At 23.5% G+C, this 15434-nt stretch carries 15 protein-coding genes; 11 read left to right on the forward strand and 4 right to left on the reverse strand.

The window, feature by feature from the left end; translation table 4 throughout:
- Positions 1-11 precede the first annotated feature (11 nt).
- Entirely contained in the window at positions 12-437 is a 426-nt protein-coding gene (locus AAHJ00_RS03625) for a transposase family protein (protein ID WP_342223511.1), read from the reverse strand.
- Positions 438-494: 57 nt separating this feature from the next.
- Between AAHJ00_RS03625 and AAHJ00_RS03630 the strand changes: the two genes are divergently transcribed.
- From AAHJ00_RS03630 to AAHJ00_RS03645, 4 genes are all read left to right on the forward strand, one after another.
- On the forward strand, positions 495-1445 hold the full coding sequence (locus AAHJ00_RS03630) for an IS30 family transposase (RefSeq protein WP_342223478.1): 951 nt from the start codon (positions 495-497) through the stop codon (positions 1443-1445).
- A gap of 500 nt (positions 1446-1945) precedes the next feature.
- Positions 1946-2215, forward strand: a complete 270-nt coding sequence (gene rpsO, locus AAHJ00_RS03635) for a 30S ribosomal protein S15 (protein WP_342224559.1) — start codon at positions 1946-1948, stop codon at positions 2213-2215.
- 311 nt (positions 2216-2526) lie between these two features.
- Positions 2527-2775: a transposase family protein gene (locus AAHJ00_RS03640; protein WP_342224560.1), complete on the forward strand. Its 249-nt coding sequence runs from the start codon at positions 2527-2529 to the stop codon at positions 2773-2775.
- Positions 2776-2828: 53 nt separating this feature from the next.
- Positions 2829-3652 (forward strand): IS5 family transposase gene (locus AAHJ00_RS03645; RefSeq protein ID WP_342223477.1). Its coding sequence is split into 2 segments (ribosomal slippage): positions 2829-3225 and positions 3225-3652, totalling 825 coding nucleotides; the frame shifts between segments, so codons are not numbered across the junction.
- Between the two features lie 430 nt (positions 3653-4082).
- On the opposite strand, the gene AAHJ00_RS03650 is transcribed toward AAHJ00_RS03645, so the two are convergent.
- Positions 4083-5033: an IS30 family transposase gene (locus tag AAHJ00_RS03650; RefSeq protein WP_342224561.1), complete on the reverse strand. Its 951-nt coding sequence runs from the start codon at positions 5031-5033 to the stop codon at positions 4083-4085.
- Between the two features lie 141 nt (positions 5034-5174).
- Here AAHJ00_RS03650 and AAHJ00_RS03655 point away from each other — a divergent pair, with 141 nt between their 5' ends.
- Positions 5175-5465, forward strand: a complete 291-nt coding sequence (locus AAHJ00_RS03655) for a hypothetical protein (RefSeq protein WP_342223769.1) — start codon at positions 5175-5177, stop codon at positions 5463-5465.
- Between the two features lie 159 nt (positions 5466-5624).
- On the opposite strand, the gene AAHJ00_RS03660 is transcribed toward AAHJ00_RS03655, so the two are convergent.
- Positions 5625-6584, reverse strand: coding sequence for an IS1/IS1595 family N-terminal zinc-binding domain-containing protein (locus AAHJ00_RS03660; protein ID WP_342224562.1), 960 nt, complete (start codon positions 6582-6584; stop codon positions 5625-5627).
- 299 nt (positions 6585-6883) lie between these two features.
- On the opposite strand from AAHJ00_RS03660, the gene AAHJ00_RS03665 reads away from it, so the two are divergent.
- From AAHJ00_RS03665 to AAHJ00_RS03680, 5 genes are all read left to right on the forward strand, one after another.
- A protein-coding gene (locus AAHJ00_RS03665) for an IS5 family transposase (protein ID WP_342223477.1) occupies positions 6884-7707 on the forward strand; the annotation gives its coding sequence in 2 pieces (ribosomal slippage) (positions 6884-7280 and positions 7280-7707; 825 coding nt in all).
- A 176-nt stretch (positions 7708-7883) separates the two neighbouring features.
- Entirely contained in the window at positions 7884-8834 is a 951-nt protein-coding gene (locus tag AAHJ00_RS03670; protein WP_342223924.1) for an IS30 family transposase, read from the forward strand.
- Positions 8835-9275: 441 nt separating this feature from the next.
- Positions 9276-9443 (forward strand): hypothetical protein, encoded by a 168-nt coding sequence (locus AAHJ00_RS07915; protein WP_425288886.1) that lies wholly within the window; start codon positions 9276-9278, stop codon positions 9441-9443.
- The gene (locus AAHJ00_RS03675; protein WP_342224563.1) at positions 9412-9642 is read left to right on the forward strand and encodes a transposase family protein; all 231 of its coding nucleotides are present in this window, start codon (positions 9412-9414) and stop codon (positions 9640-9642) included. Before AAHJ00_RS07915 ends, AAHJ00_RS03675 begins: the two co-directional genes overlap by 32 nt.
- A gap of 530 nt (positions 9643-10172) precedes the next feature.
- Positions 10173-14639 (forward strand): ABC transporter permease, encoded by a 4467-nt coding sequence (locus AAHJ00_RS03680; protein ID WP_342224564.1) that lies wholly within the window; start codon positions 10173-10175, stop codon positions 14637-14639.
- A gap of 96 nt (positions 14640-14735) precedes the next feature.
- Here AAHJ00_RS03680 and AAHJ00_RS03685 read toward each other — a convergent pair whose 3' ends face one another.
- Positions 14736-14945 (reverse strand): transposase family protein, encoded by a 210-nt coding sequence (locus AAHJ00_RS03685; RefSeq protein WP_342224364.1) that lies wholly within the window; start codon positions 14943-14945, stop codon positions 14736-14738.
- 84 nt (positions 14946-15029) lie between these two features.
- Between AAHJ00_RS03685 and AAHJ00_RS03690 the strand changes: the two genes are divergently transcribed.
- On the forward strand, positions 15030-15404 hold the full coding sequence (locus AAHJ00_RS03690) for a transposase family protein (RefSeq protein ID WP_342224444.1): 375 nt from the start codon (positions 15030-15032) through the stop codon (positions 15402-15404).
- Positions 15405-15434 lie beyond the last annotated feature (30 nt).

Here is a 15434-nt window from a genome sequence, read left to right on the forward strand (position 1 = left end):
CATAACTATAACTAGCTTAATTCAAAATTATATATTTCTGAAATTAAGTTAAATCGTAATCCGAATCTTCTAATCTTATTGCGATAACGATAAACTAGTATTTTAAATCTTTTTAATCTAGCAAAAACATGTTCAATGGCAATTCTAACTTTACTTAAAAAGCTATTATATTCCTTTTTATCTGGATTTAAAGGATTATTTTTACTCTTTTTAATTGGCAATAATGTATTTTTATGAACATTTTGCAAACCTTGATATCCTGAATCAGCAATTAATTCTAATTTTGGATTTATAAGTGTATTTGATTTTAAAAATAACTTATAATCATGAATACTGCCATAACAAAAATCTACTGAAATAATTTTATTGTTAAATAAATCAATAATTGCTGAATTATACTTGTAAGTGCAAGTAAATAAAATTGCAAAAAATCTCATATAAAAATTTCATGATGCTAAGTTTATTTTAGAAAAAACAAAGCAAGGAGTTTTTATATGGGTTACAAACATCTTGGCATATATGAAAGAATTTATATTGAGAATCAATTGAAGTTTAAAGTAAAAATTAGTGAAATAGCTAAAAATCTTAATCGAAGTATTAGTACTATTATTCGAGAAGTCAATAGAAATAAAGATAGTAATCATTATTTTTCATTAATTGCACAAAATAAAGCAGAAAACAGAAAACAATCACATGTTTATTTTCATAAGTTTAAAAATAGAGAATTAGTAAAATATGTACAACAAAAATTACTATTAGGTTGATCGCCTGAACAAATTTATGGCAGAATTAAAAATTTTCATAAAGAATGAATTATTAGTTTTAAAACAATTTACAATTGAATTTATTCTGGATTACTTGAAAAAGTTACTAATAAAAATTTAAGAAGAAAAGGTAAGAAACGAAAATCTCAAGAAAATCGCGGTAAATTTAATGGTAAATCAATTAAAGAACGAAATATTAATGTTAATAATCGTATAACTGTTGGTCATTGAGAAGGTGATACTGTAGTATCATCACGAGGTAAAAGTAAATCATGTTTAATAACTTTAGTTGAAAGAACATCAAGATTTACTTTAGCAATGTTAGTTGAAAATAGAACTACTAAAGTTGTTAACGAAAACATTAGCCATTATTTATCAATTCTTCCAAATAATCTTGTTAAGACTATAACATTTGATAGGGGTAAAGAATTTTCTAATTGACAACAACTTGAAAAAAATTTAAATGTGAAAATTTATTTTGCTAATGCGTATTCGCCTTGACAAAGAGGTACTAATGAAAATACTAATGGTTTAATTAGAGAAAAATTTCCTAAAAAATTTAATTTTTCAAATACTACTAAAAATGCAGTTCATAAATTTATATTGTCTTTAAACCAAAGACCAAGAAAAATACTAAATTATCTTTCACCAATCGAATATTTGGTTAGAAAAATAATTTAGTTGCACTTAACTTTACAATTTGGCATAATAAAATAATTTTTTGTTGTGTCAAAATTTACACATTTAATAAAATCCATAAGTATTAACCTAATAAAAGTTAGAAATTACTATATAGTATTTTTTATTTACAAATAATTTGTAATTATTTTAATAAGTAATGCAAGAAGTCTAATATTAACAAACATAATCTTAATAAAAGGTTATAAAAACTAAGTAAAATGCTTATAAAAACAACATTAAAATAATTTTTTACAACAAAAATCATACATAAGAAATATATACTTAATTTGAATATTGAAATAATTTATAGTAAATGATTATTTTTTCTTTTTTTAAAAATACCTAAGAAAACTAAACGCGACCGATTACAGCAAAACACTTGAATATTTTCGTAAAATAGGTTAATATTTATACGAATACGACTATTACAAGTTTTTAAAATACCTTCTGTTTTATTAATTGGTTTTAGTTAGGTTTATAATTATTGGAGGATTTATTAAATGGCAATTACAGCTGAGGATAAAAAACAAATTATTGCTAAATTTGGTAGAAAAGAAAAAGATACGGGTTCAGCAGAAGTACAAATAGCACTTTTAACAGAGGATATTACTAATTTAACGGCACATTTAAAAATACATCGTAAAGATGTTGTTACTGAACGAAGTTTAGTAAGAAAAGTATCACAAAGACGAAATATGTTAGATTACTTAAAAGCTCATGATATTAATCGTTATCGTAAAATAATTGAACAATTAAAACTAAGAAAATAATAAATTATTAAAATTATTAAAAAAGAGAATTAGATGCTGATTCTTTTTCTTTTTATAAGATATTAAGGGTTGATATGATGAAAAAAACAAAATACTCAAAATGGCAATTATATTGACAATTGTTTTATGTTTTTTGAAAATATCTTTTTTTTTGGTTTTGGTGGCGGTAATACCGTAATGCCTTTAATTAAAAATGAAGTTGTAGTTAAGAAGCGATGAATAACTGAGGATGAATTTAATCATTAGACTTGGTACATAACCTTTAATTTTATCTACTATTTTGATAATATTATTTCCTAGGTGAAGTACAAATGTTAGATAAATACAAAGACGAAAATGAATTTTATAGTCTAATAGGCATAAAATATAAAACTTTCATGAAAATGGTAGAAATTTTAAAAGAAGCTGAAGCTAAACAAAAACAAATTGGTGGTAGACCAAATAAATTATCAATAGAGCAAAGATTACTTATGAGTTTAGAATACTGAAAAGAATATAGTACATATCGTATTATTGCAAAAAAATATAATATTAGACTTCTTGCATTACTTATTTATTAAACAAAATTCCTATAAAATATATTTAAAATAGAAATTATAAGGAATTTAAGATTATGAAATTTGATAAATTTAATTTTATTAATGATAAAGAATTATTACGATTAACTGGAATAAAGCAAAGTACTTTTAATAAAATGTTAAATATTTTAAAAGAAGCTGAGTTAAAAAAGTTTAAAAGAGGTGGTAAAAATAATAAATTATCATTAGAAAATAGATTATTGATGACTTTATCATATTGACGAGAATATCGTACTTATTTTCATCTTGGTAAAAGTTTTGATATTAGTGAAGCTAGTTGTTATCGAAATATCAAGTGAATTGAAGATATTTTAATCAAACATCCTGATTTTCAACAACTTGCTGGTAAAAAAGCATTAATAAATGATTATTTTAATGATAAAACAATTATTATTGATGCTACAGAAACACCCATTCAACGCCCAAAAAAAGACAAAAACAATCTTATTCAGGAAAAAAGAAAAAACACACTATTAAAACACAAGTAATTATTGAAAAAGAAAGCAAAATAATTATTGCAACAAATTTTTCTCTCGGTAAAAAGCATGATTTTTGTTTATTTAAAGAATCAAAAATCCCAATTTTAAAAAATACTAAATTAATAGTTGATAATGGTTATCAAGGAATACAAAAAATTCATAGTAATGTTCTAATACCTAAGAAAAAAACAAAGAAAAACCCTTTAAATAAAGAACAAAAACATAATAATAAATTAATTTCAAAAATGAGAATTATTATTGAAAATATTTTTGCTATTCTTAAAAAATTTAAAATTATTACTGAAAAATATCGTAATCGTAGAAAACGATTTAGTTTAAGATTTAATTTAATTGCTTCAATTTATAATTTGCAATTATAGATAACATAAAATATTTATTTAAAATTAAATTTAAATAATAAAATAATTTTTTGTTGTGTCAAAATTTACACATTTAATAAAATCCATAAGTATTAACCTAATAAAAGTTAGAAATTACTATATAGTATTTTTTATTTCAAATAATTTGTAATTATTTTAATAAGTAATGCAAGAAGTCTATTAGTCATGTTAGTTGTATTCGTAATATCTTTTGAGTTGAAAATATTCTAATAAAAAATAGTCACTTTCATATACTTGGCAAAAAGATATTATTGGAAAATAAGGGTATTAATAATAATTTATTAGCAATTGATGCTGCAGAAATTCCAATTGAAAGAATTAAAAAAAACTAAAATTATTATTTTCTGGTAAGAAAAGGCAACATTCATTAAAATCGCAAATAATTGCCAAATTGTAAAGTTAAGTGCAACTAAATTATTTTTCTAACCAAATATTCGATTGGTGAAAGATAATTTAGTATTTTTCTTGGTCTTTGGTTTAAAGACAATATAAATTTATGAACTGCATTTTTAGTAGTATTTGAAAAATTAAATTTTTTAGGAAATTTTTCTCTAATTAAACCATTAGTATTTTCATTAGTACCTCTTTGTCAAGGCGAATACGCATTAGCAAAATAAATTTTCACATTTAAATTTTTTTCAAGTTGTTGTCAATTAGAAAATTCTTTACCCCTATCAAATGTTATAGTCTTAACAAGATTATTTGGAAGAATTGATAAATAATGGCTAATGTTTTCGTTAACAATTTTAGTAGTTCTATTTTCAACTAACATTGCTAAAGTAAATCTTGATGTTCTTTCAACTAAAGTTATTAAACATGATTTACTTTTACCTCGTGATGATACTACAGTATCACCTTCTCAATGACCAACAGTTATACGATTATTAACATTAATATTTCGTTCTTTAATTGATTTACCATTAAATTTACCGCGATTTTCTTGAGATTTTCGTTTCTTACCTTTTCTTCTTAAATTTTTATTAGTAACTTTTTCAAGTAATCCAGAATAAATTCAATTGTAAATTGTTTTAAAACTAATAATTCATTCTTTATGAAAATTTTTAATTCTGCCATAAATTTGTTCAGGCGATCAACCTAATAGTAATTTTTGTTGTACATATTTTACTAATTCTCTATTTTTAAACTTATGAAAATAAACATGTGATTGTTTTCTGTTTTCTGCTTTATTTTGTGCAATTAATGAAAAATAATGATTACTATCTTTATTTCTATTGACTTCTCGAATAATAGTACTAATACTTCGATTAAGATTTTTAGCTATTTCACTAATTTTTACTTTAAACTTCAATTGATTCTCAATATAAATTCTTTCATATATGCCAAGATGTTTGTAACCCATATAAAAACTCCTTGCTTTGTTTTTTCTAAAATAAACTTAGCATCATGAAATTTTTATATGAGATTTTTTGCAATTTTATTTACTTGCACTTACAAGTATAATTCAGCATTTACAAATAATTTGTAATTATTTTAATAAGTAATGCAATGTAGCATCGAAAGTGATGTATCACATTTAATAAAACAACAATTAGGATATGGGGCAAAAATATATAATCATAAGAATTTAAATAACTTATTACATTTAAGAATGGCAAATTTAAACAAATTAAATGTATTACATTACATTAATGAAAATATTAATTCAGAAATAGAAATCAGAAAAGAAATATATAAAAGTTCATTATGAAATAAATATAATAATAAAAATGATGATAGTTGAATTAATTATAAAGGTAATGCTGTAACAAATAAATATAATAGATTTAAGTAAGTAAAAATATAAAATTAATATATATTAGTGAAAATTTAATAATAATTAATAATTTTTTATTTTAATTTTGTCGAAAACTCTTGATAAAATAAAAAGAATCATCAACTTGATAATTTTAAAATGCTTTTATGTAAAATTACTATTTTTACTTTAACTTTTTTATACATTAAAATATAATACCGCTGTTTGTTGGTTTGGAGTTAAACCCTTATGTTGGTATTTTCATTTTCAGAGATTTAAATAATTTTGAATATTAGTAAAACCTAAACCATGATAATGAATTAAGGCTTCTTTAAGACTAGATTGTAATTTACTGATTTTATTTAAGTTACGATAACTAGCTTCAGGATTAATTGTTGTTTTAGTTACACATAAAGTAGAATTTGTTTGTTTTGCTACTAAAAAATATAATTTTTGCATATCAGAAGTAATAATTGAATTTTTGTTAATTAATTCTTTGTTCATATTTTCAATAACTCATTGTTTTTGTAAACGTTTGGTGTTTGTGGATTTAACATAAATATTGTTATTATTATCAATTGCCATTTGAATACAGCATTTAGTATTAGTTGTGAATGGGTCAAGGTGAATTCTTCGTGGATCAGTTTTATGTTTGAAATTTCCTTTATGGATTTCTTTAATAAAAGTTTCATCGATTTGGATTTTACCAGATAATTTTTTAAATTTTAATTGGGTATTTTCTAATTGTTTTGATTTCATTAATTTTTGACGATTATATCAAGCGGTTTTTAATGTAGTTTTAATAAAACGAGAAATTGTTTTACTAGATTGCCCCAGCAATGAAATTTGAATCAATAAATTTCATTGTTCATAATTTAAATGACTTCAATAAATAAAATGATTACGAAAAGCGTCAAAACTTGCACAGCAATTTTTACATAAATATTTTTGTTTTCCTTCTGAATTATGTCCATTTTTAACGCAATGGTAAGATTCACATTTAGGGCATTTAATACCTTGAGCTCTAAATTTTTGATCAATTTCATTTAAACGTTTTTGTTTTTTTATTAATTCTGCTTGTTGTTTGACTTTTTCATAAAATTCTAAAAATTGATCATCTGTTAAATTATTTACTAGTTCTTGAATTATTTTTTCCATAATTATTATCCACCTCTATCATATTAAAAATATACCTAAAATTAAGTATATTCAATAAATATCAAGAGTTTTCGACAAAATTAAAAATTTTTTATTGTGTAAAAATTCAATTAATATGATAAAATAGTGGTGAATAAAAATGACAATAACAAGAAAGGTCGGGTTAGTTTAGTAATTAAATAATATAATTAACTGATTGTTTTACTTCTTCAAAGCAATAGACTTCTTGCATTACTTATTTATTAAACAAAATTCCTATAAAATATATTTAAAATAGAAATTATAAGGAATTTAAGATTATGAAATTTGATAAATTTAATTTTATTAATGATAAAGAATTATTACGATTAACTGGAATAAAGCAAAGTACTTTTAATAAAATGTTAAATATTTTAAAAGAAGCTGAGTTAAAAAAGTTTAAAAGAGGTGGTAAAAATAATAAATTATCATTAGAAAATAGATTATTGATGACTTTATCATATTGACGAGAATATCGTACTTATTTTCATCTTGGTAAAAGTTTTGATATTAGTGAAGCTAGTTGTTATCGAAATATCAAGTGAATTGAAGATATTTTAATCAAACATCCTGATTTTCAACAACTTGCTGGTAAAAAAGCATTAATAAATGATTATTTTAATGATAAAACAATTATTATTGATGCTACAGAAACACCCATTCAACGCCCAAAAAAAGACAAAAACAATCTTATTCAGGAAAAAAGAAAAAACACACTATTAAAACACAAGTAATTATTGAAAAAGAAAGCAAAATAATTATTGCAACAAATTTTTCTCTCGGTAAAAAGCATGATTTTTGTTTATTTAAAGAATCAAAAATCCCAATTTTAAAAAATACTAAATTAATAGTTGATAATGGTTATCAAGGAATACAAAAAATTCATAGTAATGTTCTAATACCTAAGAAAAAAACAAAGAAAAACCCTTTAAATAAAGAACAAAAACATAATAATAAATTAATTTCAAAAATGAGAATTATTATTGAAAATATTTTTGCTATTCTTAAAAAATTTAAAATTATTACTGAAAAATATCGTAATCGTAGAAAACGATTTAGTTTAAGATTTAATTTAATTGCTTCAATTTATAATTTGCAATTATAGATAACATAAAATATTTATTTAAAATTAAATTTAAATAATAGACTTCTTGCATTACTTATTAAAATAATTGCTGAATTATACTTGTAAGTGCAAGTAAATAAAATTGCAAAAAATCTCATATAAAAATTTCATGATGCTAAGTTTATTTTAGAAAAAACAAAGCAAGGAGTTTTTATATGGGTTACAAACATCTTGGCATATATGAAAGAATTTATATTGAGAATCAATTGAAGTTTAAAGTAAAAATTAGTGAAATAGCTAAAAATCTTAATCGAAGTATTAGTACTATTATTCGAGAAGTCAATAGAAATAAAGATAGTAATCATTATTTTTCATTAATTGCACAAAATAAAGCAGAAAACAGAAAACAATCACATGTTTATTTTCATAAGTTTAAAAATAGAGAATTAGTAAAATATATACAACAAAAATTACTATTAGGTTGATCGCCTGAACAAATTTATGGCAGAATTAAAAATTTTCATAAAGAATGAATTATTAGTTTTAAAACAATTTACAATTGAATTTATTCTGGATTACTTGAAAAAGTTACTAATAAAAATTTAAGAAGAAAAGGTAAGAAACGAAAATCTCAAGAAAATCGCGGTAAATTTAATGGTAAATCAATTAAAGAACGAAATATTAATGTTAATAATCGTATAACTGTTGGTCATTGAGAAGGTGATACTGTAGTATCATCACGAGGTAAAAGTAAATCATGTTTAATAACTTTAGTTGAAAGAACATCAAGATTTACTTTAGCAATGTTAGTTGAAAATAGAACTACTAAAGTTGTTAACAAAAACATTAGCCATTATTTATCAATTCTTCCAAATAATCTTGTTAAGACTATAACATTTGATAGGGGTAAAGAATTTTCTAATTGACAACAACTTGAAAAAAATTTAAATGTGAAAATTTATTTTGCTAATGCGTATTCGCCTTGACAAAGAGGTACTAATGAAAATACTAATGGTTTAATTAGAGAAAAATTTCCTAAAAAATTTAATTTTTCAAATACTACTAAAAATGCAGTTCATAAATTTATATTGTCTTTAAACCAAAGACCAAGAAAAATACTAAATTATCTTTCACCAATCGAATATTTGGTTAGAAAAATAATTTAGTTGCACTTAACTTTACAATTTGGCAATTACAAATTATTTTAATAAGTAATGCAAGAAGTCTAATAAAATAATTTTTTGTTGTGTCAAAATTTACACATTTAATAAAATCCATAAGTATTAACCTAATAAAAGTTAGAAATTACTATATAGTATTTTTTATTTACAAATAATTTGTAATTATTTTAATAAGTAATGCAAGAAGTCTAATATTAGTCATGTTAGTTGTATTCGTAATATCTTTTGAGTTGAAAATACTCTAATAAAAAATAGTCACTTTCATATACCTGGCAAAAAGATATTATTGGAAAATAAGGGTACTAATAATAATTTATTAGCAATTGATGCTACAGAAATTCCAATTGAAAGAATTAAAAAAAACTAAAATTATTATTTTCTGGTAAGAAAAGGCAACATTCATTAAAATCGCAAATAATTATTGATTTATTTAACAATAAAATTATTTCAGTAGATTTTTGTTATGGCAGTATTCATGATTATAAGTTATTTTTAAAATCAAATACACTTATAAATCCAAAATTAGAATTAATTGCTGATTCAGGATATCAAGGTTTGCAAAATGTTCATAAAAATACATTATTGCCAATTTAAAAAGAGTAAAAATAATCCTTTAAATCCAGATAAAAAGGAATATAATAGCTTTTTAAGTAAAGTTAGAATTGCCATTGAACATGTTTTTGCTAGATTAAAAAGATTTAAAATACTAGTTTATCGTTATCGCAATAAGATTAGAAGATTTGGATTACGATTTAACTTAATTTCAGGAATATATAATTTTGAATTAAGCTAGTTATAGTTATGTACCAAGTCTATTGCAAAATGAAACAAATTGCTATAGCTAATAGGATGTTATCTATTAACTGGTAAACTTCTTTTGGTGTTATGGCGACCACCCACAATTTATCGTGCTTTAATACATACCAACATTATTAATTCACTTGTATTTAATTTTCAAAGAACAAATTTTAACACCTTATAAAATAAAAAGACAATCATCGCTGACTGTCTTAATACTTATTCAAATATTTGCCCACCTAACAAAACTTTATGCGTCCATCTTGCTACTAATATTCTTACAAGGTTGTCGTTCATAAATAAGTTGATATAATTATTTATGTTAAAAAATATTTATCTTTTTTAGACTTGGTACATAACTATAACATTTTGCACCTACCAAACTATAAAATTCACTTTCATCTTTATATTTATCTAATATTTGTGCTTCATCTAGAAAATAATATTATCAAAATAGTAGATAAAATTGAGGGTTATGTACCAAGTCTATTATAATAATTTATTAAGTTGAGGTTAGATACACTTATGAAACATTGAAAATGAAACAAATTATTTAAGCAAGCCTTTTGAGGAGCATTTAAACATAAAATCCAAATTATTTCATTAATTTTATTAACTATTATCTTATCAACGACAATTACCTTAACTTGAATTACGACAAGATGACTCTTAAATGGTGAAACAGCAATGAATAGTGCTACAACACCATTTAATTATAGTTATCGCTTTAATAGTAAAAATAGTCCTAAACTTCAAAGTATATCACCAACATTTAATATTTGTACTGCTTTCAGTAAAAGTTCATTAACAGAATCTAATATTAGTAAAAATATAAAAGATAATAGTACACCAATAATTACCATTGCGAATGAAAATGATCGTACGGGGTGTTTATTACCATTAACATCAAAAAGTTTAGATATTACCGAAAAAGTAACAAGTGATAATACTATCACGATTGAAAATATTTCCTTTAAAAATTTACTAAAATGAGAAAATATTAATACAAATAGTCCAGCCTTTAAAAATTCACTCTTTGGTCAAATTTTACATAAAAAATATCATGGCATTCCTAATAAACAATTTAAAATATTATATGAACAATATGCACCCTTGGTTGAAGAATACATTAAACCAATTTTTGCCTTTTATTTATTTAACCTTTATAAAGCTAATAATGATAAACTTAAATATCCAGAAAAAACAACAGATGCTAATTATCTTGACAAAGTTAAAGTATTTAAAGAAACATTTTTAAGAGACTTTATTAATGCTCGTAATGACGACAGTTGAGTAAGAGATATAAATAATGAAACTGATTTTTCTAGTGATAATGTTCCAATTTTTGGTTGCGGAATTAATATTTTTCAACAATTAACAAAAGAAGATTATGAAAAAAAGTTTCCTCAAGCAACAAATTTTAATAATAAAGCTTTTTTTAAACAAGGTTTTAAAGGTGATTTAGGAAATATTTTAATGAATATTAACAAAGATAATAATGAAATTAATTTACAGCTAACAAACGACCACATAATTGATAATAAGAATAGTAATTATCTAAATGTTGCCAAATATCTAACACTTCCAATTGGTGGAACATCTTTAAGAAATAATTGAGATATTTCGCAAGCAATATGAAATCAACATAATAAATTAGTTGGCTTATTAAGTAACTTTAATGTTAATTTACGCCAAGAGTACTTATTTTCTGATTTTGCTACTAATATCCGTTATCGTGTAATTAGTGTTAATCCTAATAATGACCCTAAAAAAAATAATATTAAAATCATTAGTGGCACCTATCCTACTGGTGCTAATCAAATTGTAATTAATCCTCAGTTTGCTGAAAAATATAATTATAAAATTGGTGATACTCTTAAAATTGGTAGCTATAAATTAATAATTACTGGCATTGGTGGCGATAACTTTACATCCTTACCTGTTGTTCATCCAATAAACTTTCTTCCCAATCCAACAAAAGAAGCTGTTTTATTCGTTAACCACCAATTATTTATTCGTGATGAATTCATTCGTTATAGTGATATTGAAGATATATCCAATGTATATTTAACATACACAGGAAATAATATTGCCAATGATTTCGAATTATTTCGACTTTTTCTTAATGATAATTTTAAAAAAAATAATAATATCATTGAAACTGTTCATCAAAAAATGATAGCTTACAATAACAATCCGCAAGACATTCAAAAAATTACTCAAGATTTAAAAATAACTTCAACGATTGAAAATAGTAACAGTAACAATTACATTAATCGTGGTTTTAATTCATTACCAACAATTACTAGAACATATACTTGATTTAGTATTATTATTGTTATTTTTATGACAATGTTAACAGTTTTTGCAACAGTATTAATTATTAGAAAAACAGTTGAACGCAACGCAACACAAATTGGTGTTTTGAAAGCATTAGGCTATGAAAATAAAACAATTATTGGTTCATATTGATCTTATGCCTTAATAACAACAATTCTTGCTGTGCCAATTGGCTGAATTATTGGTAGTGTTTTACAAATAGCCGTAATGAAAATTTTTGAAAATTTCTTTACGATTCCAACTAATATTTTTTATTTTGATATCATTCCTTTTCTAATTGCTTTGGCAATTAATATCATTGTGATTTTAATTACGGTAACAATTACTGCTTATAAACAAGTAGCAAAAAATACAATTACCCTATTACGACCTAACAGTGATAACAAACCTTCAAAAGCAATTTCTGGCATCCACAAAAGATGATTTGCATTTGGAAGCTTCAAAACTCGGTTTCGTTTTGCATTGGCATCAGTTTCATATAAGAAAATTATTATTATGTTTGTAACAATTCTTATTGCTTCATTCACTATCGCTACTGCTTTAATGCTCCCAGCTACTGTTCGCAGTCTTGATGATTCTTATTATGGACTTTTAAAATATCAAACTAATGCTGAATTTCAACAACCAATTAGTAATATCCCAACAACTCGTTATAATTTATACCCTTGAAAAGGGATTGATGCTCAAAATCAAAGCCTTGATTACCCAATTACTGAAATTCGCCCGGTAGCTGATTACTATAAAGATGCTCCTACTAAATCTTGAAAAAAACTTAGTGATAATACCAAAAACATTAATTTAGATGATATTTTAAAACAAATTGCTTATAACTATTATTGAACAGGTGGCAGAGGAATTTCTTTAGGTTGATTAGAACAAATTTCTAAGGATTTTAATAATAATCCCAAACTTTCAGGATTATTATCCACAATTATTTGCCCAATGGTAAACACCATCTTAACAACTAATACCAAAATAAATACTAGCGATAATTGAAGAACCTGTACAATGAATGCAATTGAAACAGCTGTTCCTTCTTATATTAAAGACTTTCTTAATATTCTTGGAAGAAAAGAACGCTTAACAATTACTCATAATACTTTACCTTATAATGCTAATGAAGATGAATTATACACATATTATGATACTAACTTAAATAATGTCGCTTTTAAAACACTAGGAATAAAACCAAATAGTCGCATGATTGCATTAAAAGAAAGTTCAAAATATATTCAAGAAGAAAAATGACTTGATAAAATTCCAGCAATTATTAATCGTTCAATGCAAATAAAACATAATTTAAAAGTTGATAGTATTTTTGAAAGTGAAGTTCAACAAAAACAATTACAGTATATGAGTGCTAATAATAAATGATATCCTGCTCATACTTCCTTTTGAATTTATCGTGACGAAAATAACTCTGAAAATATCTATAATATGCCTTTAGATAAATGAAGTATTAATGATAATAACTCTCCTTATGGTTGAACTAATCATTATGGTTATAAAGAAAACGATATTGGTGATGATGACACTGCTAAAAGTTATCGTAACTTAAATGAAATAATTTTACGATTCCCCAAAGAAGAAATCACAATTGATAATATCAAATATCCAGCAATTAAAGATGAATTTTTAAAAGAAATTGTTAATGAGAAAATACCAACAAATAATAATAAATTCGTTATTGAACAATCACCCGACAATAAATGATGACATATTAGAGCCTTTGTGCCATTTGCTACTAAAAATAAATTCGTTGATAAAAACTTTATGACATCAGCACTAAATCTCTTAAATCAATCATATGACAATCCATTATGAAATATTTTTATTGCGATACTAGACGGTAAAACTATTGGTAATAAAGAAATACCTAAAATTTTAAAAATTGATAATACCCCCACACCACAAAAAATTAAATATCAAGTTAAAGCAATTCATGAATCTTATGGTGAATTAAAAATTTATGTTAATCAACGAGTTGCTAATCAAATTCTTGGTTTTAATGTCACAACAAGTAGTGACATTTATAAAAAAGATCCTTTTAATAAAGAACCATTATGATTTAATGGTCGATTATCATCTAATTCTGAATTAACTGATGTTACTAGTAGATATTCAACAACTTCAATTCTCGGTGATTATTCAATTGCTAGTTTAAATGATAATGTTGCTAACACTGTAACTAACAGTGAACTATTAACAGTAAAACGAGAATTAATTAAAAACTTAACAACAGTGGCTTCTAGTATTGCTACCATCTTTATTTTAGGTTCAATTAGTCTATCCGTAATTATTGTTGTAATGATTTCTAACCTTCTTGTCCAACAGTTTGCTAAACTAATGGCCATTATGAAAATTCAAGGATATAAATATCGTGAAATTAATAGTTTAACTTTATCAATGTTTATTCCTGCTGCTATTATGGGCTTTATCGTTGGATTTATCGGTGCTTGATTTATTTGTCAAGGTATCTTATGAACTATTGGAATTTTTACTGGATTCATTATTCCCTTATATTTCCAATGATGACTTTTACCAATAACATTAGCAACGATTACAATTATTTATACGCTGACTTATATAATTTCAACCGAAACATTAAAACGAATGAATGTACTTGAATTAGTAAAAAGTAGCGACGAATAAGTTATTTAAAGCAGAAAGACTACAAAAACTAATGAAAAAAATATTTCCAACTTTATAACAAGCATTTTTTTCAATAGACTTGGTACATAACTATAACTAGCTTAATTCAAAATTATATATTCCTGAAATTAAGTTAAATCGTAATCCAAATCTTCTAATCTTATTGCGACAACGATAAACTAGTATTTTAAATCTTTTTAATCTAGCAAACACATGTTCAATGGCAATTCTAACTTTACTTAAAAAGCTATTATATTCCTTTTTATCTGGATTTAAAGGATTATTTTTACTCTTTTTAATTGGCAATAATAGACTTCTTGCATTACTTATTTATTAAACAAAATTCCTATAAAATATATTTAAAATAGAAATTATAAGGAATTTAAGATTATGAAATTTGATAAATTTAATTTTATTAATGATAAAGAATTATTACGATTAACTGGAATAAAGCAAAGTACTTTTAATAAAATGTTAAATATTTTAAAAGAAGCTGAGTTAAAAAAGTTTAAAAGAGGTGGTAAAAATAATAAATTATCATTAGAAAATAGATTATTGATGACTTTATCATATTGACGAGAATATCGTACTTATTTTCATCTTGGTAAAAGTTTTGATATTAGTGAAGCTAGTTGTTATCGAAATATCAAGTGAATTGAAGATATTTTAATCAAACATCCTGATTTTCAACAACTTGCTGGTAAAAAAGCATTAATAAATAGACTTCTTGCATTACTTATTAAAATAATTACAAATTATTTGTAAATAAAAAATACTATATAGTAATTTCTAACT

Source organism: Spiroplasma endosymbiont of Asaphidion curtum, assembly GCF_964031085.1.
In the GTDB taxonomy this organism is placed as follows: Bacteria; Bacillota_I; Bacilli_A; order Mycoplasmatales; family Nriv7; genus Nriv7.